The organism is Streptomyces monomycini (assembly GCF_022271435.1).
Classification (GTDB): domain Bacteria; phylum Actinomycetota; class Actinomycetes; order Streptomycetales; family Streptomycetaceae; genus Streptomyces; species Streptomyces monomycini.
The window spans coordinates 66,927-89,062 of the sequence record NZ_JAFIQY010000010.1 but is presented as its reverse complement, the minus strand read 5'-3'; the positions used below and the strand labels follow the sequence as shown (position 1 = coordinate 89,062).

General features: G+C 72.4%; 17 protein-coding genes. 12 read left to right on the top strand and 5 right to left on the bottom strand.

Annotated elements, in window-relative coordinates; translation table 11 throughout:
* Window positions 1–107 precede the first annotated feature (107 nt).
* Together JXZ78_RS14820 and JXZ78_RS14815 are read left to right on the top strand one after the other, a co-directional pair.
* Window positions 108–761 (top strand): hypothetical protein, encoded by a 654-nt coding sequence (locus JXZ78_RS14820; RefSeq protein ID WP_030017142.1) that lies wholly within the window; start codon window positions 108–110, stop codon window positions 759–761.
* A gap of 148 nt (window positions 762–909) precedes the next feature.
* Window positions 910–2,472: a phosphatidylinositol-specific phospholipase C domain-containing protein gene (locus JXZ78_RS14815; RefSeq protein ID WP_050501962.1), complete on the top strand. Its 1,563-nt coding sequence runs from the start codon at window positions 910–912 to the stop codon at window positions 2,470–2,472.
* A 28-nt stretch (window positions 2,473–2,500) separates the two neighbouring features.
* Here the strand turns inward: JXZ78_RS14815 and JXZ78_RS14810 are convergent, their stop codons facing one another.
* On the bottom strand, window positions 2,501–3,244 hold the full coding sequence (locus JXZ78_RS14810; protein WP_030017144.1) for a MerR family transcriptional regulator: 744 nt from the start codon (window positions 3,242–3,244) through the stop codon (window positions 2,501–2,503).
* Between the two features lie 263 nt (window positions 3,245–3,507).
* On the opposite strand from JXZ78_RS14810, the gene JXZ78_RS14805 reads away from it, so the two are divergent.
* From JXZ78_RS14805 to JXZ78_RS14795, 3 genes are read left to right on the top strand one after another with little or no spacing between them, the layout of a single operon-like run.
* Window positions 3,508–5,034, top strand: a complete 1,527-nt coding sequence (locus JXZ78_RS14805) for a flavin-containing monooxygenase (protein ID WP_030017145.1) — start codon at window positions 3,508–3,510, stop codon at window positions 5,032–5,034.
* On the top strand, window positions 5,034–5,996 hold the full coding sequence (locus tag JXZ78_RS14800; protein ID WP_030017146.1) for an alpha/beta fold hydrolase: 963 nt from the start codon (window positions 5,034–5,036) through the stop codon (window positions 5,994–5,996). Before JXZ78_RS14805 ends, JXZ78_RS14800 begins: the two co-directional genes overlap by 1 nt.
* A complete protein-coding gene (locus JXZ78_RS14795) occupies window positions 5,993–6,874 on the top strand; it encodes an SDR family oxidoreductase (protein WP_030017147.1) in 882 nt (293 codons plus the stop codon). Before JXZ78_RS14800 ends, JXZ78_RS14795 begins: the two co-directional genes overlap by 4 nt.
* Before the next feature lie 67 nt (window positions 6,875–6,941).
* On the opposite strand, the gene JXZ78_RS14790 is transcribed toward JXZ78_RS14795, so the two are convergent.
* Both JXZ78_RS14790 and JXZ78_RS14785 read right to left on the bottom strand, forming a co-directional pair.
* Window positions 6,942–7,538, bottom strand: coding sequence for a hypothetical protein (locus JXZ78_RS14790; protein WP_030017148.1), 597 nt, complete (start codon window positions 7,536–7,538; stop codon window positions 6,942–6,944).
* Window positions 7,539–7,579: 41 nt separating this feature from the next.
* On the bottom strand, window positions 7,580–10,966 hold the full coding sequence (locus JXZ78_RS14785) for a S41 family peptidase (RefSeq protein WP_030017149.1): 3,387 nt from the start codon (window positions 10,964–10,966) through the stop codon (window positions 7,580–7,582).
* A 171-nt stretch (window positions 10,967–11,137) separates the two neighbouring features.
* Here JXZ78_RS14785 and JXZ78_RS14780 point away from each other — a divergent pair, with 171 nt between their 5' ends.
* Together JXZ78_RS14780 and JXZ78_RS14775 are read left to right on the top strand one after the other, a co-directional pair.
* Window positions 11,138–11,710: a TetR/AcrR family transcriptional regulator gene (locus JXZ78_RS14780; RefSeq protein ID WP_030017150.1), complete on the top strand. Its 573-nt coding sequence runs from the start codon at window positions 11,138–11,140 to the stop codon at window positions 11,708–11,710.
* Window positions 11,711–11,845: 135 nt separating this feature from the next.
* Window positions 11,846–14,053 (top strand): MMPL family transporter, encoded by a 2,208-nt coding sequence (locus JXZ78_RS14775; RefSeq protein ID WP_030017151.1) that lies wholly within the window; start codon window positions 11,846–11,848, stop codon window positions 14,051–14,053.
* Between the two features lie 153 nt (window positions 14,054–14,206).
* On the opposite strand, the gene JXZ78_RS14770 is transcribed toward JXZ78_RS14775, so the two are convergent.
* Window positions 14,207–15,403: a serine hydrolase domain-containing protein gene (locus JXZ78_RS14770; protein WP_030017152.1), complete on the bottom strand. Its 1,197-nt coding sequence runs from the start codon at window positions 15,401–15,403 to the stop codon at window positions 14,207–14,209.
* A gap of 167 nt (window positions 15,404–15,570) precedes the next feature.
* Window positions 15,571–17,616 carry a DHA2 family efflux MFS transporter permease subunit gene (locus tag JXZ78_RS14765; RefSeq protein WP_030017153.1) on the bottom strand — a complete coding sequence of 682 codons (2,046 nt, stop codon included), beginning with the start codon at window positions 17,614–17,616 and terminating at the stop codon, window positions 15,571–15,573.
* A 149-nt stretch (window positions 17,617–17,765) separates the two neighbouring features.
* On the opposite strand from JXZ78_RS14765, the gene JXZ78_RS14760 reads away from it, so the two are divergent.
* From JXZ78_RS14760 to JXZ78_RS14740, 5 genes are all read left to right on the top strand, one after another.
* Window positions 17,766–18,977, top strand: a complete 1,212-nt coding sequence (locus JXZ78_RS14760) for an energy-coupling factor ABC transporter permease (protein WP_078623895.1) — start codon at window positions 17,766–17,768, stop codon at window positions 18,975–18,977.
* A 1-nt stretch (window position 18,978) separates the two neighbouring features.
* Window positions 18,979–19,740: a cobalt ECF transporter T component CbiQ gene (cbiQ, locus tag JXZ78_RS14755; RefSeq protein WP_030017155.1), complete on the top strand. Its 762-nt coding sequence runs from the start codon at window positions 18,979–18,981 to the stop codon at window positions 19,738–19,740.
* Complete coding sequence (locus JXZ78_RS14750; RefSeq protein ID WP_050501963.1) at window positions 19,728–20,537, top strand: energy-coupling factor ABC transporter ATP-binding protein; 810 nt, start codon at window positions 19,728–19,730, stop codon at window positions 20,535–20,537. The genes cbiQ and JXZ78_RS14750 overlap by 13 nt, the downstream gene beginning before the upstream one ends.
* A 106-nt stretch (window positions 20,538–20,643) precedes the next feature.
* The gene (locus JXZ78_RS14745) at window positions 20,644–21,849 is read left to right on the top strand and encodes a serine hydrolase domain-containing protein (protein WP_033036954.1); all 1,206 of its coding nucleotides are present in this window, start codon (window positions 20,644–20,646) and stop codon (window positions 21,847–21,849) included.
* 79 nt (window positions 21,850–21,928) lie between these two features.
* Window positions 21,929–22,090, top strand: coding sequence for a hypothetical protein (locus JXZ78_RS14740; protein WP_157851440.1), 162 nt, complete (start codon window positions 21,929–21,931; stop codon window positions 22,088–22,090).
* Window positions 22,091–22,136 lie beyond the last annotated feature (46 nt).

Below are 22,136 nucleotides of genomic sequence, written 5' to 3'. Positions count from 1 at the left end.
CGCCCCCTCCGGGGCCATGGCTCCAGTGGTTGTCGGGCTGTCGACTGGTCGAAAGCGTCGGAAAAATGGGTTGAGGTCCGTCTTTATCCTGCGCTTAACATGACCGCATGAAGATCATCCGAATCGCGGCCGCCGTGGCCGCCGCGGCGCTCGCCCCTTCCCTCGTCCTCGCCACCCCCGCGCTCGCCGACAGCGCTCAGCGGACGAGCGCGTCCGCGCCGGCCGCCGAGGCCGAGCAGATGCCCGTGGTGATGCAGTTCCACGACATGCCGAGCACCTTCACGGCGGGCGGCGACTGGTCGGAGTTCTCGCTTTCGATGGAGAACCGGTACGACTTCCCCTTCCCCATCACCATGTACTGGTCCCACATCGTGTTCCACACGAGCCGGTCGGCGGACCAGCTCCGTTTCGGCGACGCCGAACTCCAGTACTTCGCGGGCGGGGAATGGCACCCCTTGGTGGCCGAGTACGGCGACCACCGTTTCACCACGCACATCTGCCCGCGGGAAAATCCGATTCCCGCCGACAACCCGCACTACACGCAATGGCAGAACTGTCCCGCACCGATCGACGCGGTGCAGCCGGGCGGCACCCACACCCTGAAGCTCCGGATGCGTTTCGCCGCGAGCGCGCCCGCGACCCGGATCGTGGCGGTCGCGAACGATCACGTCAGTCACCCGAGCGGCGAACTGTCGACGACCTGGTTCCCCAACCGGGCGCGCTTCAGCATTGTCCCGGCCGAGAAGTCCGTACAGCAGTAAGCGGTAATCGGCGGGCCGCCGCCCGCCGGATACCGGCGGCGGCCGGGCCATTAGAAAAACGTTAGGTCAGCGGGACAGAGTGAGGGACGTCCACGCGACGTCCCGTGACCGTCTTCGGTCGTCTCCAGTGAATTCCGACAGGAGTCCCATGTCCCGCCCCATCTCCCCCGACACCGGCGCCGGATCGCGTCGGCGATCCCGCCCCCTGGTGCGTCTGCTCACGGTCTGTGCCGCCCTGGGCGCGGGGCTGCTCGCGCCCGGTGCCGCCGGGGCGGCCGGATCGCGGAACCAGGACGCCTACCGGGATCTCGGGGCGACGACCCGGCTGGACTGGATGGCGAACATCGCGGACGACACCTCGCTGGCGGCGATGTCCCTGCCCGGCACCCACGACACGCTCTCCATTCACGGTGGCCCCATCACGCAGACGCAGGAGGACTTCGGCGACAGCGGGAAGACCCTGAAGGCGCAGCTGGAGCACGGCATCCGCGCCATCGACATCCGGGTCCGCATCAGCGGAGCCATGGATTTCACGATCCACCACGGAGTGGTCTACCAGAAGGCCAATTTCCGTGACGTTCTGGACGTGACGCAGGAATTCCTGGAGAAGCACCCGAGCGAGACGGTGGTGATGCGCCTGAAGGCCGAGTGCCCCTTCAAGGACACCGTCGGCGCCACCGAGTGTGCGAACGATCCGAAGACGATGAGGGAGAAAGACGCCCAGAGCATCTTCGGCCACTACGTGAGCAGGTTCAGCAACCTGTTCTACTCCCCTTCGGTGAAGGGCGACAAGCGAGCGCCGGTTCCCAGCCTCAAGGAAGCCCGCGGCAAGCTGGTCCTGGGCAGCTTCGACAGCGTCGGCAACGACGAATACGGGATCGAGACCTTCAACAAGAATCAGGAAGACCACTGGACGGCGTACCCCGTCCAGCAGAAGTGGGACTACGTCAAGGAGAACGTCGACCGGGCCGCCCGCGACGACAAGGACGAGATGTACGTGACGTACACCTCGGCGTCCAAGACCATTCTGCGGCTCCCGTTCGAGTACGCCGGCGGATACGTGCAGGAGCAGGGCGGTGTCCGTACCGAAGTCCAGGGCGTCAACTACCGGTTGATGAAGTACCTCAACGCCGGTGACAGTGGCCGCGTCGGCACGGTCATGATGGACTTCCCCGGCTGGGCCCTGGTGGACAACATCATCTCCCGCAACAACAGCCACATCCCCAAGGGCAACGGCAACCGGGCGATCTGGCTGGTCAACTCCGACAAGACCTACGTCAACAGCCAGTACAAGCGGTGCATGGTGCGGGGTCCCGAGTTCGACAGCTCCAAGTCCGGCGGCCTGGTCACCCAGCGCGAGTGCCAGTCGAAGGCGCCCAGCAGCCACCAGTGGCAGGCCGAGCAGCCCAAGTCGTTCGACCACAAGGGCTACTTCCAGATCAAGACGAGCAACGGCAAGTGCCTGACCATCCCCTACAACAACGGCACGCCGCCGTCGGCCGGCACCCAGCTGTTCTGGTGGGACTGCGAGACCCGCTGGTTCTCGGGCAGCCAGATGTGGAACGTCGTCCCGACCAAGATCGGGTCCGCGAACGACTCCAAGAAGAGCTACCGGTTCATCAACAACTGGACGAACCTGTGCCTGTCGATGGACCCGGCCACCGCCTCCGCCAACGGCGGCAAGGTGACCCAGGACACCTGCCCGAAGTAGGCGGGCCGGGCGCGGGAGCGGGGACCGGTCAGTCCCCGCTCCCGCCCCCTCCATCCGTCTCCCGCCGCCACGAGTCCAGCTCCGCCCGCACCCTCCGGTCCATCGCCATCGACAGTTCCGCGTCGACGATGCCCTTGGAGATGGGGCGGAGCTTTTCGATGGTCTGGGTGATGCGGGCGGCCTCGGTGGGGTCGAGCGGCTCGCCGGCCGCGGCGCGGTCGAGGACGTCGGCCAGGACGTGGGTGCGGACGACCGAGATGAACAGGTCGGCGAGGGCGTCGGCGTGGGTGCGGACCGCGCGGCCCGCTTCGAGGACGGCGGCCAGCGGCACGCCGTTGGCGACGAGTTCGGTGGAGGCGTCGAGCAGCCGGCGGCTGATGTGCACGAACTCGTCGCCGTCGACGGCCAGGTAGCCGATGTCGAGGGAGGCGGAGAGGTTCTCCGGGGTGACGTCGTCCTTGAAGTGGTCGGCGAGTTCCCCGGGAGTCAGGCGTACGGGGGTCTCCTCGGACCAGGGGGCCACGAGGGTGTCCTCCAGGCCGAGGAGTTCGCCGACGTCGCGGCCGGTGTCGAAGGCGGCGAGGAGTTCGGCGATACCGCCCAGGGTGTGGCCGCGTTCGAGCAGGCCGGCGATGGTGTGGAGGCGGGCGAGGTGGTGCTCGTTGTACCAGGCGATGCGGCCTTCGCGGCGCGGCGGCGGGATGAGTTTGCGCTCGCGGTAGAAGCGGAGGGTGCGGACGGTGATGCCGGCCGCTTCGGCGAGGTCGGCCATGCGGTATTCGCGGGGGCCGGGGCCGGAAGCGGGGGTGCCGGGGTCGGCGGGAGGTCCGGGATCGCCGTGCGTCTTCTCATCCACGGCTTCACCCTATGTCGCCCCACCAGGCCCCCGCCGAGGTGCAACCAGCGGTAACTAACCGCCGCAGACCCCCTACCGCTCGGTACGTCCGTGTCCTACCCTCCAATCGTGCCAGTGATTGCTGGCGCGGTTAATCCGAAGGCTAGACGTTCTGACGGTCGAACTCGGGAGGCGGCGGCATGGCCGAGCGCGAACACGAGCACGTACGGGTGGCGGTGATCGGATCGGGGTTCGGTGGTCTGGGGGCGGCCGTACGGCTGCGGCGCCAGGGCATCACGGACTTCGTGGTCCTGGAGCGGGCCGGCTCGGTGGGCGGCACCTGGCGTGACAACAGCTACCCGGGATGCGCGTGCGACGTGCCCTCGCACCTGTACTCGTTCTCCTTCGCGCCCAACCCCGAGTGGCCGCGCAACTTCTCCGGACAGCCGCACATCCGCGCGTACCTGGAGCGGGTCACCGACACCTTCGGGCTGCGGCCGCACATCCGGTTCGACTCCGAGGTGCGCAGCCTGCGGTGGAACGGGGAGGAACTGCACTGGGAGGTGGAGACGGCGCGGGGCGCCCTGACGGCGGACGTGGTCGTGTCCGCGACCGGGCCGCTGTCGGACCCGAAGGTGCCGGACGTTCCCGGGCTGGACTCCTTCCCGGGGAAGGTGTTCCACTCGGCGCGCTGGGACCACGACTACGACCTGCGCGGCAAGCGGATCGCGATGATCGGTACGGGGGCCTCGGCGATCCAGATCGTGCCGGCCGTCCAGCCGACGGTCGACCGCCTCACCCTCTTCCAGCGCACCCCGGCCTGGGTGCTGCCGCGCGCCGACCGGCGGATCAGCGGCCTGGAACGCTGGCTGCACACCAGGGTCCCGGCGACCCGGGTGGCGCGCCGCGGACTGCTGTGGGGCATCCGCGAGATGCAGGTCAGCGCCTTCACCAAGCGCCCGAACGAGCTGGGGCTGATCGAGGGCCTGGCCAAGGGCCACATGAAGCGGGCCGTGAAGGACCCGGCGCTGCGGGCCAAGCTCACGCCGGACTACCGCATCGGCTGCAAGCGCATCCTGCTGTCGAACTCGTACTACCCGGCGCTGACGCAGCCGAATGTGGACGTGGTGGCGAGCGGACTGAAGGAGGTCCGGGGCAATGTGCTGGTCGCCGCGGACGGTACGGAGACCGAGGCGGACGCGATCGTCTTCGGTACGGGCTTCCACGTCACGGACATGCCGATCGCCCACCGCGTCACCGGCGCCAACGGCACCACCCTCGCCGAGGAGTGGAAGGACGGCATGGAGTCGCTGCGCGGCGCCAGCGCCGCCGGCTTCCCCAACTTCCTCACCATCATCGGGCCCAACACGGGCCTCGGGAACAGCTCGATGATCCTGATGATCGAGTCCCAGCTGAACTACCTGGTCGACTACATGCGGCAGCTGGACGTACTGGGCGGCAAGATCGCGCTGAACGCGCGGCCCTCCGCGGTGCACGCCTGGACCCGCGGCATCCAGCGGCGGATGGAGCGCACGGTGTGGACCACCGGCGGTTGCGACAGCTGGTACCTGGACGCCAACGGGCGCAACACGACGGCCTGGCCCGGTACGACCGCCGAGTTCCGCAAGCTGACCCGGGAGGTGGACCTCGCGGAGTACGAAGTGCTGCGCGTACCGGCGTCCCGTACGGGCGCACGGGCCGGGCAGGCCGCGAAGGCGGTGGCGTGATGGCACCGGCCCCCATGACCCACGGGCGGTACGCGCCGCCCGTACCGCGCCGTGAACTGACCGCCACCTCCGCCGACGGCTCCCGGCTGCACGTGGAGATCCACGGGCCGGAGGCCCCCGGCACCCCCGCCGTCGTCCTGTCGCACGGCTGGACCTGCTCGACCGCCTTCTGGGCCCCGGTCGTCAGGGACCTCGCCGCCGATCACAAGGTGGTGCTCTACGACCAGCGGGGGCACGGCCGCACCCCCTCGGCCGGCCCGCGCGGCTACAGCACCACCGCGCTCGCCGACGACCTGACCGCCGTCCTCGGCGCCGCGCTGGAACCGGGGGAGCGGGCCGTGCTGGCCGGGCACTCCATGGGCGGCATGACGATGATGGCCTCCGCCGAACGCCCGGAGTTCCGGGAGCGGGCCGCCGCCGTCCTGCTGTGCAGCACCGGCAGCGCGAACCTGACGGCGGAGGCCCTGGTGATCCCGCTGCGCTCGCCGGGCGGCCGGCGCGTCGCGCACCAGGTCGTCCTCGGATCGCGGGCGCCGCTCGGGCCCGTCAGCGCGGTCGCCAAGCGGATCCTGAAGTACGCCACGATGGGGCCCGCCGCCACGCCCGAGCAGGTCGAGGCGTGCGCACGCATCGTGCACGCCTGCCAGGTGCGCCCCCGGGCGAAGTGGGGCAAGGTCCTCGCCGGGCTGGACCTGACCGGCGGCGCCGCCCGGCTGGAGGTGCCGACCGCCGTCGTCGCGGGCACCGCCGACCGGCTCACCCCGATCGTCCTCTCCCGGCGGCTGGCCTCCGTACTGCCCCAGTTCCTGGGCATGACCGAGCTGCCCGGAGCCGGGCACATGACGCCCATCGAGGAGCCGGACGCGGTCATCGCCCGCATCCGGGAGCTGGTACGGGACCACCTGCCGGCCCGTGACGACCGTGCCGAGGCGGCCACCGACGCGAAGGAGAAGACCGTATGAGCGCACGCAGGAGCCTGGAGGGACAGGTCGCCGTCGTCACCGGCGCGGCCCGCGGGGTCGGCGAACTCCTCGCCCGCAAACTGTCCGCACGCGGCGCCACGCTCGCCCTGGTCGGCCTGGAGCCGGAGGAACTGGCGCGGGTCGCCGCCTCGATGCACGGCGAGGCGGCGCACTGGCATGCCGACGTGACCGACCACGAGGCGATGGCCCAGGTGGCGCGCGAGGTCAAGGCGCGCTTCGGCAAGGTGGACATCGTGGTCGCCAACGCCGGGGTGGCCACCGGCGGTCCGTTCGTGGACTCCGACCCGGTGTCCTGGCGGCGGGTCATCGAGGTCAACCTCATCGGCGGCGCGGTCACGGGGCGCGCGTTCCTGCCGGTCCTGACGGAGTCGCGCGGCTACTTCCTCCAGATCGCCTCGCTCGCCGCACTCACCCCGGCACCCATGATGACCGCGTACTGCGCCTCCAAGTCCGGCGTCGAGGCGTTCGCGCACAGCCTGCGCGCCGAGGTCGGCCACAAGGGCGTACGGGTCGGCGTCGGCTACCTGAGCTGGACCGACACGGACATGGTGCGCGGCGCCGACCAGGACGACATCATGCGCGAGCTGCGGCAGCGGCTGCCCTGGCCGACGAACAAGACGTACCCGCTGAGCCCGGCCGTGGACCGGATCGTGGCGGGCGTCGAGCGCCGCTCGTCGCACGTGTACGGGCAGTGGTGGCTGCGCGGCATGCAGTCGGTCCGCGGCTACCTGCCGTCCGTCATCGGGACGGTGGGGCAGCGCGAGATGCGGCGCTTCGGCGACCGGCTGGAGGGGATGCGCGTGGGGCTGGTCGGCGCGGGCGGGGAGGCGGACGAGAAGGTGCGCGCGAACCACTGAGGGGGCTTCTGGTGCGGGGGTGCACCCGTTCCGGCGGGTGCACCCCTCGACCGGATGGCGAAACGCCCTACTTGACGACCTTCAGCGACGTCGGCCACCCGTACCGCTCCGCCGCCGCGAAGAGGTTCTTGATGTCCGCCGGAGCCAGCTTCACACAGCCCAGCGAGCGGTAGTCCACGTCGCCGTCCCAGCGGTACGGGCTGTCGCGGCCCGGCACCGCGATGCCCTGGGCGCCGTCCGACCGCATCTCGCTGTGCACGAACAGGGCGGTGCGCCGGGTGCTGCCGTCCCGGCACACCTTGTCGCCGACGTGGATCGCGTAGCCGTTGATGCCGTCCCGCCCGCCCTTCTTGCGGGTGGTGTGCGAGAGCACCCGGTACGTGCCGTCCGGCAGCCAGCCCTTGTTCCGTACGCACTCGTCGCGGCCCGCCGTGCCGCCCTGGCCGGACCCGGCACGGTACTCGGCCAGCGTCTTGCCGGTGCCGGACCGCACCAGGCGCACCCGGGACGCGGCCGGGTCGCGCTGGTTCTTCTCGAAGACGAGGTGGGTCGGGCCCGCCCGGCCGGGCGGGGAGGCGGCGTGGGCGGGTGCGGTGGCCGTGGCGAGTCCGGCCGTCAACGCTGCGGTGACGGCCAGTGACGCTGTGCGTATGTGGGTTGCCATGCAGGTGCTCCTGTCGTGCGGAGGGTGTGCGGGGGCCTTGCTCAGCCGCTGCGGGGCGGCAGTTGGGGGCGCCGCCGGTCCGGTACGCCGGACAGGTCGGGCGGCGTCGCGGCGGGGTGGCGTTCCAGGAGGTCCAGCGCGGTACGGACGGCGACGCCGAGCTGCGGGTGACGGCCCTCGGCCCAGTCCAGCGGGGAGCGCGGCGCCTCGATGTCCGGCTCCACGCCGTGATTCTCCACGCCCCAGCCGTACGCCTCGAACCAGGCGGCGTTCATCGGCACCGTGATGTACGTACCGTCGCCCAGCCGGTGCCGCCCGGTCATCCCGACCACGCCGCCCCAGGTGCGCAGACCCACGACCGGGCCGATGCCCTGGAGCTTGAACGCGGCGGTGATCATGTCGCCGTCGGAGGAGGTCATCTCGTCGGCGACGGCGACGACCGGGCCGCGCGGCGCGTTGCTGGCGTAGCTGACCGGCCGGGCGTCGCGGGTCAGGTCCCAGCCGACGATGGTGCGGGTCAGCTTCTCGACGACCAGCTCGGAGATGTTGCCGCCCGCGTTGCCCCGTACGTCCACGATCAGCGCGGGCCGCGAGACCTCCATGCGCAGGTCGCGGTTGAACTGCGCCCAGCCGGAGCCGCCCATGTCGGGGATGTGCAGATAGCCGCACCGGCCGTCGCTCAGCTCGCGCACCACCTCGCGGCGCTTGGCCACCCAGTCCTGGTAGCGCAGCGGCCGCTCGTCGACCAGCGGGACCACCGCGACCCGCCGCGACGGGCCGCCGCCCTCGGGCGCGAAGGTCAGCTCGACGGTGGTGCCGCCGGCCGCGGACAGCAGCGGGGCGGGCCCGGCCGCCGGATCGACCCGGCGGCCGTCCACGTGCGTGAGCGCGGCGCCCTCGCGGATGCCCGTACCGGCCAGCGGCGAGCGGGCCCGGGAGTCGGAGGAGTCGCCGGGCAGGATGCGCCGCACCACCCAGTAGCCGTCCTTGAAGACGAAGTTGGCGCCGAGCAGGCCGATCGCGCGCTGGTAGTGCGGCGGTCCCTCGTTGCGCTTGCCGGCCGTCACGTACGCGTGCGAGGTGCCCAGCTCGCCCAGCACCTCGCGCATCAGGTCGGCGAACTCGTCGGGCGAGGCGACCCGTTCGACCAGCGGCCGGTACTGCTCCAGCACCGCCTCCCAGTCGACACCGCACAGCCCGGGGTCCCAGAAGTACGCGCGGATGATCCGGCCCGCCTCGTCGTACGCCTGGCGCCACTCGGCGGGCGGGTCCACGTCGTGCAGGATGCGCCGCGGGTCCAGGTGGACGGTCGAGTCGGCGTCCGGCGGCTCGGTCGCGGGCACCGCCCGCAGGTCGCCCTCGTCGTTGACGACCAGCCGGGTGCCGTCGCCGCTGAGCGCGTACGCGTCGATGGCGCCGGTCAGTTCGGTGCGCTTGGCCTTGACCAGGTCGAAGTGTTCCAGCGTGGGCTGGCCCGAGGTGTTGTCGGGATTGGCGAAGGTCTCGCCGAGCGCGCCGGAGATCGGCCAGCGCAGCCAGACCAGCCCGCCGCCCGCGACCGGGCGCAGCGCCGAGTACTTCGACGCCGACACCGGGAACGGCGTCACCCGGCTGGCCAGCCCCTCCACCTCCACCAGCGCCGTGCCCTCGGCCGTCACCGGGGCCTGTGCCGGGTCCAGGCCGCCCGCCGCGGGCCGCCCGTCGGCGGAGAGCTGGAAGGGGGAGGGCGTGGCGGAGGACAGTGGTACGAGGTAGGGGCGGCAGCCGAGCGGGAAGGACAGGTCGCCGGTGTGCACGTCGTAGACCGGGTCGAAGCCGCGCCAGGACAGGAACGCGAGGTAGCGGCCGTCGCGGGTGAAGACCGGCTGCTCGTCCTCGAAGCGGCCGTTGGTGACGTCCACGACGGTGCGGGCGGCCTCCTCGCCGTCCCCCGCGCCGGTACCGGTGAGCCGGGCCATCTTGATCTGCCGCAGCGTGCGGCCGATGCCGGGGTGGGACCAGGTCAGCCAGCCCGAGTCGGGGGAGAAGGCCAGGTCCCGTACGGGTCCGTTGCCGGACCTGATCAGCTCGGTGACCCGGCCCTCGCCGTCGCCGTCGGCCGAGACGTCGACGAGCAGCAGCCGCCCGTCGTGCGCCGCCACCGCCAGTCGTTCGCCGTCCGGCGCGGCGACCAGTTCGTGCACCCGGCCGAGCCGGCCGGCCGCCAGGCGGTGCGGGTCGCGCGGGATGCCGGCCTTGGGCAGGTCGGCGATCTCGATGGCGTCGTCGCCCTCGGCGGAGGTGATGTAGGCGATCCGTCCGGTGGAGCCGAGCATCTCGGGCAGCCGGACGCGTACTCCCGGCTCGTCGTGGATGGTGCGGGCCGGGCCGTCGCGATGGGTGAGCCAGTACAGGCTGCCGCGGACGCCGACGGCGCTGGCCCGCCCGGTGGTGTCCACGGCGAGGGACGTGATGTGCGAGCCGGCCGGGATCTGGTACGTGCGGCGTCCGGCGCGCGGGCCGCCCAGGCGCACCTGGAGGCGGCGGGGCCGGCCGCTCGGGCTCAGGTCGTCGACCAGCCACAGGTCGCCGCCGCACTGGTAGACGATGCGTTGCCCGTCGGTGGCGGCGTGCCGGGCGTAGAAGTCGGCGTGGTCGGTGTGCCGCCGCAGGTCCGTGCTGTCCGGCTTGCAGGAGTAGACATTGGCGATCCCCTCGTGGTCGGAGAGGAACGCGATCCGGTCGCCGACGAACATCACCGCGTCCAGGTGGCCGCGCAGGTCCGGCACGAGCCGGGTGCCGTGCAGCCACAGCCGCCCCATCGCGCCGCCGCGGTAGCGCTTCCAGGAGGCGGGCTCGTGCGGCGGCTTGCCGGTGAGCAGCAGCGTCTTGCGGTCCACCGAGTCGTCGTGGCCGCCCCGGGAGCCGTGTCCGTCGCCGCCCTCCCCGTCGCCGACGTGCCCGTACGGATGGCCGTCGCCCGCCAGCCGGTGCCCGTCCGCGGCGAAGTCGGCGACCGCGATGTCCGAGACCGGGCCCCAGGGCAGCCGGCCGCCGGGGCTGCCGTCGGTGGGGACGCTGTAGGCCCAGGAGTAGTACGAGAAGGGCTGGCCGTGCGAGGAGACGGCCAGGATCTGGCCGTCCGGGGTCCAGCCGCAGACCCGGGCGTCGGTGCTCCCCCAATAGGTGAGGCGGCGGGCCGGGCCGCCCTCCACCGGGGCGAGGTGGATCTCCGGGTCGAGGCTGCGCCAGGTGGTGAAGGCGATGTGTCCGCCGTCCGGGGAGATCCGCGGGTGGCTGATCCGGGTGCGGTCCACCGTCAGCCGCCAGGCCCGTGGCGTACCGCCGCCCTCGGCCGTCAGCGGTGCCACCCAGAGGTCGTCCTCGGCGGCGAAACACAGCATCTCGCCGTGGAGATGCGGGAACCGGAGATACGCGCCGTCACTCACGCCCCCATGCTTTCGGCGAGTGCGGACCGTGGCAACTCGGCCGGGCGCGTGGTGCCGTGACGCACACCACCATCGAAACGTTTCCGTTTCGCTGGAGCCGGGGGTACGGTCGAGCCGTACGAAGCTGTACGAAACCGTTTCGTTCACATGAGTCAGGAGGAGGTGTCCGCCATGGGCCGCAGCCGGCTGACCCCCGAGCGCGAGGCGGAGCTCTACGCGGCCGTGCTCGACCTGCTCCGCGAGGTCGGTTACGACGCCCTGACCATGGACGCCGTCGCCGCCCGCACCCACGCCAGCAAGGCCACCCTCTACCGCCAGTGGCAGGGCAAGCCGGAGCTGGTGGCCAAGGCGCTCCACCACCACAAGCCCGTCCACCTCGCCGACATCGACACCGGCAGCATCCGCGGCGACCTGCACGCCATGGTCTCCCGCGGCGACGACTGCGAGATGGAACGCGACTCCGCGCTGCTGCGGGGCCTCATGCGGGCCGCACACGACAACCCCGACCTCCAGCAGGCGCTGCGCGACCTGTTCGTCAACCCGGACATCTCCGGGATGGACGCGATGCTCGCCCGCGCCGTCGAGCGCGGCGAGATCCCCGCCGGCCGCCCCGCGCTCGCCTACGTACCGCACATGCTGGTCGGCGCCTTCGCCGCCCAGCAGCTCATCGAGGACCGGCCGCCGGACCGCGCCTTCCTCGCCGGATACGTCGACGCCGTGGTCCTCCCCGCCCTAGGCGTCTGACCGGTCCCGGCCCTTGCCGGGCCGTCCGTCCCCAACTCCCCCCCATAACGGCAGCACTCGACGCGCCGCTCTCGTCGTCGGGCCGGCTCCGTACGCCCTTGTACGTCCCTCTTCCCGACGGGAGCGCCCCTTCTCGTGGCTACATTCCTCTACAAACTCGGACGGTTCGCCTTCCGGCGACGCCGCTTCGTCGCCCTCATATGGGTGGCGCTGCTGGCCGTCGCCGGAGTCGGCGCCGCCACCGCGTCCTCGCCCGCCGCCGACTCCTTCTCCGTACCGGGTACGGAGTCGCAGCAGACCTTCGACCTGCTGGGCGAACGCTTCCCCGGCACCAAGGCGGACGGCGCCACCGCGCGCGTGGTCTTCAAGGCGCCCGACGGGCAGCAGGTCACCGCGCCGGCGCAGAAGAAGGCCGTCGAGAAGGTCGTCGGCGAGCTGAAGTCCTCCTCGCCGCAGGTCGCCTCGGTCTCCGACCCGTACCTGGCCAAGGGGGTGGCCCAGGACGGCAAGATCGCCTACGCGCAGGTCACCTACAAGGTCTCCGGCTTCGAGCTGAAGGACGACGCGCGTGACGCGCTCAAGGAAGCGGCTCAGCACGGCCGGGACACCGGGCTGACCGTCGAGATCGGCGGCAACGCGCTCCAGGCGATGCCGGAGACCGGCGCGACCGAGATCATCGGCATCGTCATCTCCGCCGTCGTCCTCGTCATCACCTTCGGCGCGCTGACAGCCGCCGGCCTGCCGCTGCTGACCGCGCTGATCGGCGTGGGCATCGGCGTCTCGTCCATCACCGCGCTCGGCAGCGTGCTGGACCTGTCCAGTACGACGTCCACCCTCGCCATGATGATCGGCCTCGCCGTCGGCATCGACTACGCGCTGTTCATCGTCTCCCGCTACCGCTCCGAACTGGCCGAGGGCCGGGAGCGGGAAGAGGCGGCCGGGCGCGCGACCGGCACCGCCGGGTCCGCCGTGGTCTTCGCCGGGCTGACCGTCGTCATCGCCCTGGTGGGCCTGTCGGTGGTCAACATCCCGATGCTCACCAAGATGGGCATCGCGGCGGCCGGCACGGTCGTCATCGCCGTCCTCGTCGCCCTGACCCTGATCCCCGCGCTGCTGGGCTTCGCGGGCAAGCGCGTACTGAGCCGCAAGGCCCGCAAGGGCGCCACCGCCCCCGGGGAGGCCGAGGGCGGCAAGCCCAACATGGGCACCCGCTGGGCGCGCTTCGTGCTGCGGCGTCCGGTCGCCGTGCTGCTGGCCGGTGTCGTCGGCCTGGGCGTCATCGCCGTACCCGCGAGTTCGCTGGAGATGGGCCTGCCGGACGACGGCGCGCAGCCCACCAGCACCACCCAGCGCAAGGCGTACGACCTGCTCTCCGAAGGCTTCGGGCCGGGCTTCAACGGCCCGCTGATGCTGGTCGTGGACGGACAGGGCAGCAAGGACCCGAAGGCCGCGGCGACGCGGGTCGCCGGGACCGTCGCGAAGCTGGACGGCGTCGCGGCCGTCACCCCGCCCACCTTCAACCAGGCGGGCGACACGGCGCTGCTGAACGTCGTGCCGAAGTCCAAGCCGAGCAGCACCGAGACCGAGGACCTGGTCCACGAGATCCGCGGCAAGGCGGGCGACGCGGCGCGGGACGCCGACGCGCGGGCGCTGGTCACCGGCACCACCGCGATGAACATCGACGTCTCCGAGAAGCTCAACGACGCGCTGCTGCCCTACCTGGCGCTGGTCGTCGGCCTGGCCTTCCTGCTGCTGATGGTCGTCTTCCGGTCCGTCCTGGTGCCCCTGAAGGCCGCCCTCGGCTTCCTGCTGTCGGTCGTCGCGGCGCTCGGCGCGGTGGTCGCGGTCTTCCAGTGGGGCTGGCTGGCGGACCTGTTCGGCGTCGAGCAGACCGGCCCGGTCATGAGCATGATGCCGATCTTCATGGTGGGCGTGGTCTTCGGACTCGCCATGGACTACGAGGTCTTCCTCGTGACCCGGATGCGGGAGGCGTTCGTCCACGGGGAGCGCCCCGGACAGGCCGTCGTCACCGGTTTCCGGCACGGCGCGCGGGTGGTCACGGCCGCCGCGGTCATCATGATCTCGGTCTTCGCGGGCTTCATCGGCTCCTCCGAATCCATGATCAAGATGATCGGTTTCGGGCTCGCCGTCGCCGTCTTCTTCGACGCGTTCGTGGTCCGCATGGCCCTCGTCCCCGCCGTCCTCGCGCTCCTCGGGCGCGCGGCGTGGTGGCTGCCCAAGTGGCTCCAGCGCGCCCTGCCCAACGTGGACGTCGAAGGCGAACAGCTCCAGAAACACCTCGCGCCCGAACCGGCCGACAAGCCGGAACTCACCAAGGTGTGACGGCCGGGGCGTGACGAGCCCCGGGGCGGCCGCGTGAGCGGCGCGTCCGCCCCGGTCCGCGCCGCTCCGTGGGGACGGGGCGCGGTGCGCAGGACACGGCCCGGCGACGGGTCCCGTACGGAACGGGGCCGGTCGCCGGGCCGTGCCCGTACCTCAAGAAGTGCGCCCCGCCACCCCCGGCGTCGCGTACACCGCCTCGACCAGCGCGAGGTTGCGGGTGTCGTCGCCCGTCGTACCGCCCCCGAAGCTGTTCATCACGTACGCGTACGCCAGCCGGCTCTCCGGGTCGGCGAAGGCGAGGGAGCCTCCCGCGCCGCCGTGGCCGAAGGCCGTACGGTTCGGGCCGAAGTAGTGGGACTCGTTGAGCATGTAGCCGCAGGACCAGGCGAACGGCAGGTCCTCCGGCGCGAACGCGCCGAGCACCAGGTCGCGTTCGCCGGGGCGGCTCTGCCGTTCCCGCAGGGCCGCGAGGGTGCCGGGGCCGACCAGTTCGCCGTCGGCCAGCGCGCGGTAGACCGCCGCCAGGCCGCGCGCGGTGGCGTTGCCGTTGGCGGCGGGGATCTCGGCCGAGCGGCACGTGGCGCTGTTCACGTCCCCCGTGGGCATGTGGCGCATGGCGAGCGCCAGTGGAGCGAACGGGTGGGAGTCCAGGGACCGTACGGTCCCGTCCGGAATGCCCGGGAACGCGCTGCTGAGGACGCCGTCGCCGTCCGGGCCGATGAACCGGGCGCAGCGGCCGTGCTCCGAGGCCGGCGTGCCGATGTACAGGTCGGCGCCGAGCGGTTCGGTGATCTCCGTACGCAGGAAGGTGCCGAGCGAGACCCCGGTGACACGGCGGACGACCTCGCCGACCAGGAAGCCGAAGCTGACGGCGTGGTAGCCCTGCGCGGTGCCCGGCTCCCACCACGGCTCGGTGGCGGCCAGTACGGCGCAGGTCTTCTCCCAGTCGTACACGTCCTCGGCCGTCAGCGGCTCCCGGGGGCCGATGAGGACCGCGCGGTGCGAGAGCAGCCAGCGCACCGGCACCTCGCCCTTGCCGGCCTGCGCGAACTCCGGCCAGTAGCGGGCGACGGGCGCGTCCAGGTCCAGCTCGCCGCGGTCGGCGAGCAGATGGGCGCACAGGGCGGTCAGGCCCTTGCTCGTCGAGTACACGGTGACCAGCGTGTCGCGCTCCCACGGGCGGGTGCCGTCGGCGTCCGCGTGCCCGCCCCACAGGTCGACGACCTTCTCGCCGTCCAGGTACACCGCGACCGCGGCGCCCACCTCCCCGCGTTCGGCGAAGTTGCGCGCGAACTCGGCCCGTACGTTCTCGAACTCCGGGGCACAGGTGCCCTGAACGGCTGCTGTCACGGTCGGCGGCTCCTCACGCGGGCTGCATGGTTGCCTTGGCAACCTAACCTCGGGCCGTGGCCTCGTCCAGGACGCCTCTGGGCACTTGGACAGCCTTGGCGCGTGCCCGCCCCCGTACGGTCCTCAGGCCGTCCTCGTACGGTCCTCAGACCGTCCCCGTACCGACCTCAGACCGCCGTACGCTCCCGGTGCGACGTGTCCTCGTCCAGCAGCCGCGCCGCCATGTTGTCCAGCGCGCGCGCCAGCCGGGCGCGGTCCTCGGGGTCCTCCGCGGTCCAGCCCTCCAGCCGCTCGTCCAGCCACTCGCGCCAGGCGACGATCAGCCGGTCGATCTCGGCGCGGCCCGCCTCGGTGGGCTCCAGCCGCCCGTCGTCGCCGTACCGCGCGTACCCGGACCCGATCACCCGCGTGAAGACCGGCTCCAGCACCTCGTCCGGCATCCGGTGCGCCTGGGCGACGGCCGCCAGCGACGTCTCCCCGTGGATGCGCGTACGCCAGTGGATCTGGCCCAGCGCCCACGCCTGGCCGGGCGTGAGCGGGCTGCCGGACGCGGCCAGCACCTCCAGGCTCACCGGCCCCTCCGCCTTGCGCATCGCCCGCGCCACCGCACGCTCCAACTGCTGGTCGGAATCGGTGGAGTCGGGTGCCGCGAAACCCTCGCCGAGGTCGCCGGCGGCCGCCCGCGCGCTGTCCCGCAGCGGCACCTCCTTGAGGAACCACGCCACCACGAACCCGGCCAGCGCGACCGGCACCACCCACTGGAAGACATGGTTGACGGTGTCCGCGTACGCGTCGATCACCGGCCTGGCCTGCGCTTCGGGCAGCCGGTGCAGTGCCTGCGGGCTCGCCGCTGCCTCCGGCGGCACGCCCGGGGACTTCGCCAGCGCGGCCTTCAGGTTGGGGTCGAGGCGGTTGCTGTAGAGCGTGCCGAAGACGGCCGTGCCGAACGACGAGCCGAGGGTACGGAAGAAGGTCACGCCGGAGGTCGCGGAGCCCAGCTCGTGGTAGTCGACCGTGTTCTGCACGGCGATGGTCAGCACCTGCATCGCCAGGCCGATGCCGAGGCCGAGGACGAACATGTACAGCGATTCGAGCCAGACGCCGGTGTCCGCGCCCATGGTCGACATCAGGTACAGGCCGAGCGCCATCACGCCCGTACCGACGATGGGGAAGACCCGGTAGCGGCCGGTGCGGCTGACGACGACGCCGGAGAGCATCGAGGTGCCCAGCAGCCCGGCGACCATCGGCAGCGTCCGCACGCCCGACATGGTCGCCGAGACCCCGTCGACGAACTGGAGGTACGTCGGCAGGTACGTCATCGCGCCGAGCATCGCGAAGCCGACGATGAAGCTGAGCACCGAGCAGACGGTGAAGACCGGGTTGCGGAACAGATGCATCGGGAGCATCGGCTCCCTGGCCCGCAGCTCCACGAAGACGAAGCCCGCCAGCAGCACCAGCGATCCCGTGAACAGACCGATGATGACCGGGGAGCCCCAGGCGTACTCGTTGCCGCCCCACTCCAGGCCCAGCACCAGGCCGGAGGCGCCCATCGCGACCAGCACGATGCCGAGGTAGTCGATCAGCGGGCGCACCGCGGCCCGTACGACCGGGACGGTACGCGCCGCCATCACGACCATCACGATCGCGATGGGGATGTTGACGTAGAAGCACCAGCGCCAGGAGGCATGGTCGGTGAACAGGCCGCCCAGCGTGGGCCCGACGACCGTGGTCACCCCGAAGACGGCGCCCAGCGCGCCCTGGTACTTGCCGCGTTCGCGCAGCGGGATGACGTCCGCGATCAGCGCCATCGCGGTGACCATCAGGCCACCGCCGCCGACGCCCTGCACGGCGCGCGCCACGACCAGCATCAGCATCGAGGCCGAGGCGCCGGCCAGGATCGAGCCGCCGACGAAGACCACCGCGCTGACCTGAAAAATGATCTTCCGGCCGAAGAGGTCGCCGAACTTGCCGACCAGCACCGTCGCCACGGTCTCCGCCAGCAGGTACGCCGTCACCACCCACGCCATGTGCCCGCCGCCGCCCAGGTCCGCCACGATCGTGGGCAGCGCGGTGGACACGATCGTCTGGTCCAGGGCGGCCAGCAGCATGCCGAGCACGATCGTGGTGAAGACCAGGTTGGTACGGCGGCGGCTGAGCGCGGGCGGAGTGCTGCGCGCTTCGGGGGCGGAGGCTTGCGCGGCGGCCGTGGTCATGGACCAAGCCTTTGCGCCAATGCCCCGCTTCGCCACCTTTTGCTGCTGTGGGGGTGACGCGCCGTTGCCGTTTCGCGCCCCGAGCGCTCTTGCGACCCGTTTGCAGTACGGCCACGATGAAGGGATTGCGCGGCTGAGCGGAGACCCTCATGCACGTACCCGACGGATTCATCGACGCCCCCGTCTCGGCCGCCACCGGCGTCCTCGCCGCTGCCGCCGTCGCGGTCAGCCTGCGCGGCGCCCGCCGCGAACTGGGCGGCCCCGAGGCGCACGCCGGACTCGGCGCCGAACGCACCGCGCCCCTCGCCGGTCTGGTCGCCGCCTTCATCTTCGCCGTCCAGATGCTCAACTTCCCCGTCGCCGCCGGGACCAGCGGGCACCTGCTCGGCGGCGCGCTGGCCGCCATCCTCGTCGGCCCGTACACGGGCGTGCTCTGCGTCTCCGTCGTCCTGCTCATGCAGGCCGTGCTCTTCGCGGACGGCGGGCTGACCGCGCTCGGGGTCAACATCACCGACATGGCGGTGGTGACCACCGTCGTCGCGTACGGGATCTTCCGCGGCCTGGTCAAGGCGCTGCCGCGCGGCCGCCGCGCGGTGACGGCCGCCGCCTTCGTGGCCGCCGTGATCTCCGTACCGGCCGCCGCCGTCGCCTTCACCGGCCTGTACGCGCTGGGCGGCACCACCCACGTACCGATCGGCACCGTCTTCGCGGCGATGACCGGCGTGCACGTCCTCATCGGCATCGGCGAGGCCGCCATCACCGCACTCACCGTCGGTGCGGTCCTCGCCGTGCGCCCCGACCTCGTGTACGGGGCGCGCGGGCTGGCCAAGCCGCTCCAGCTGCGGACTTCCCCCTTGGCCGGACCCGTGGCGGGAGCGGGGGAGCCCGGTTCCGGGCCGTCGGCGGCGCCGGGCGCCGGGCCGCGGCCGGCCGGCGCCCGGCGCTCCGCCCGCCGCGTCTGGCTGGCCGGTGTCGCCGTCGCGCTCGTCTGCGCGGGCGGCGTCAGCTACTACGCCTCCACCAGCCCGGACGGCCTGGAGAAGGTCGCGCAGGACCAGGGCATCGACGCCAAGGCCGAGGAGCACGCCGCGAAGGACTCGCCGCTGGCCGACTACAGCGTCAAGGACATCGCGGACCCCCGGATCAGCGGCGGGCTCGCCGGGGTGATCGGGGTGGGCGCGACGCTCGCCGTCGGCACCGGCGTCTTCGTCGTCGTACGGCGCCGGCGCGGCGCGGCCCGGGGTGACGCCGATACCGATACCGCCGCCGAGGCCACCACCGAGGCCGGCTCGGCTGCCGGGACCGGCACCACCGTCGGAGACGCCCCGGCGCCCCCGCGGCACACCCCGGAATCGGCCTGACATGAGCGCCGGGCACGCCCACAAGCTCTACCGGCACGGGCACTCGCCGGTGCACGCCCTGCCACCGCACTGCAAGATCGCGGCGGTGCTCTGCTTCGTCCTGGCCGTCGTCGCCACCCCGCGCACCGCCGTCTGGACCTTCGCCCTGTACGCGCTGCTGCTCGCCGCCGTCGCGGCGGCCGCCCGGGTGCCCGCCGCCTTCCTGCTCAAACGGCTGCTCGTCGAGGTGCCGTTCGTGGCCTTCGCCGTCCTGATGCCGTTCGTCGCCACCGGGCCGCGCGTCCACATCCTGGGGACGGCGCTGAGCGAGCCCGGACTCTGGGGCGCCTGGAACATCCTCGCCAAGGGCACCCTGGGCGTCGCCGCCTCCGTCCTGCTGGCCGCCACCACCGACCTGCGCGGCCTGCTGCTCGGCCTGCAACGGCTGCGGATGCCGCCGCTGCTCGTCCAGATCGCCTCCTTCATGATCCGGTATGGCGACGTCATCGCCGACGAACTGCGGCGGATGCGCGTCGCCCGCCTCTCCCGCGGCTTCGAGGCACGCGGCGTACGCCACTGGGGCGTCCTCGCCAAGACCGCGGGCGCCCTGTTCATCCGCTCCTACGAACGCGGCGAACGCGTCCACCTCGCCATGGTCAGCCGCGGCTACACGGGCACCCTGCCCGTACCGGACGCCGCCGCGGCGACCGGCGCCCAGTGGACCCGCGCCGCCGCCCTGCCCGCCGCCGCCCTCGCCGTATGCCTGCTGGGATGGACCCTTTGAACAACCCGCTGCACACCCGCGCCACCGCCCCGACCCCGGAAACCCCCGCGCCCTCCCTGGAGGTCGCCGGGCTCGCCTACGCCTATCCCGACGGACACCAGGCCCTCTACGGCGTCGACCTGACCGTCGCCCACGGCGAGCGGGTCGCCCTGCTCGGGCCCAACGGCGCCGGGAAGACCACCTTCGTCCTGCACCTGAACGGCATCCTCACGCCCGGCGCCGGCACGGTCACGGTCGCCGGGCTGCCCGTCGTCCGCCGCCACCTCGCGGAGGTCCGCCGCCGCGTCGGCATCGTCTTCCAGGACCCCGACGACCAGCTGTTCATGCCCACCGTCCGCGAGGACGTCGCCTTCGGGCCCGCCGCGGCCGGGCTGCGCGGCGCCGAACTGGCGGCGCGGGTCACCGAAGCCCTCGGCCGCGTCGGCATGGCGGACCACGCCGACCGCCCGCCGCACCACCTCTCCTTCGGGCAGCGCCGCCGGGTCGCGGTCGCCACCGTCCTCGCGATGCGCCCCGAGATCCTCGTCCTGGACGAGCCCTCGTCCAACCTCGACCCCGCCTCCCGCCGCGAACTGGCCGACATCCTGCGGGCGTTGGACGTGACGGTGCTGATGGTCACGCACGACCTGCCGTACGCGCTCGAACTGTGCCCCCGGTCCGTCGTGCTCTCCGAAGGCGTCATCACCGCCGACGGGCCCACCCAGCACCTGCTGAGCGACACGGAGCTGATGGCCGCGCACCGCCTCGAACTGCCCTTCGGATTCGATCTGCGCTCTGTGACGATCCCCACGCCCTGACGATCCCCGCGCCCTGACGGCACCCCCGCCCACCGCGTCCGCCGCCGCCCCTGGTCACCAGCACTGATCCGCGCGTTGCACCATTGATAGGTCACAAACGCGACGGATGAGTGGGAAGCGGGAAACAGTGGTGGACGTCCAGGGCACGGTCGCGGACGGCTTCGAGCCGGTCCGGGACGCCTTCGCGGCCAACTTCGCGCGGCGCGGCGAGCGCGGCGCGGCTGTCGCCGTCTACCGGCACGGGCGCAAGATCGTCGACCTGTGGGGCGGCAGCCGGGACGCCGACGCCCCCGAGCACGGCGGAGCCCCCTGGGAGGCGGACACCGCCCAGGTCGTCCGCTCCGCCACCAAGGGCGTCGCCGCGATCGTCCCGCTCCTGCTGCACCAGCGCGGCCTGCTCGACCTGGACGCGCCGGTCGGCACGTACTGGCCCGAGTTCAAGGCCGCCGGCAAGGAACGCGTCCTGGTCCGCCACCTCCTCTCGCACCGCGCCGGACTGCCCGTCCTGGACACCCCGCTCACCCCGGAGCAGGCCGTCGACGGCGTCAGCGGCCCCGCCGCCCTCGCCGCCCAGGCGCCCGCCTGGACCCCCGGCACCGAGCACGGCTACCACGCCCAGACCTACAGCTGGCTGCTGGCCGAACTGGTACGGCGGGTCACCGGCCGCACCATCGGCACCTGGATCGCCGACGAGATATCCGGGCCCCTCGGCCTGGAACTGTGGGTCGGCGCCCCCGCCGACGCGCTCGCCCGCACCGGCCGCCTGGCCGACGTCGAGGCACCCGCCCCGCCCGCCGCCGCCGGACTGCGCGTCCGCCCCAAGCGCAGCGTCACCGACGCCTACCGCGACCCCGCCTCCCTCACCCGGCGCGCCTTCGGCGCCATCACCCCGGCCCCCGACGAGAACGCCGGCGCCTACCGCGCCGCCGAACTCCCCGCCTCCAACGGCATCGCCACCGCCCGCGCCCTGGCCCGCTGCTACGCGGCGCTCATCGGCCCCGTCGACGGCCACCCCCGCCTCTTCGCGCCCGCCACCCTCACCCTGGCCCGTACGGAGGAGTCCGCGGGCCCCGACCGCGTCCTCGTGGTCAACACCCGCTTCGGCCTCGGCCACATGCTGCACGGCCCCGCCGCGCCCCTCCTGGGCCCCGGCTCCTTCGGCCACCCCGGCCGCGGCGGCTGCCTGGCCTTCGCCGACCCCGAGTCCGGTACGGCCTTCGGCTATGTCACCAACGGGATGCAGCAGAACGTGACGGCCGACCCGCGGGCCCAGGCGCTGGTACGGGGGCTGCGGGCGGCGCTGGAGGGCTGAGCGCGGGGTACGGACGTGTCGCAAGGGGCGGGAGGGGCACCCGTACGCCTGACACGTCCGCTCATCCCAAGGAGTCGGCATGGCCGAGCAGCGCAAGACGGAGGATCCCCGGGAGGCCGGGCCCGACCAGGACAAGCCGAAGCCGCCGGACAGCGAGCGGGACCGCAGCGCCGAGGAGGTCAACGCGGACCAGCCGTCCGTACGCGGCGAGAAGCCGAAGCCGGCGCCGAAGCGGTACTGACCGGGTGCCCCACGCGGTCTGTTGCCGCCGGGGCATATGCGCCAAG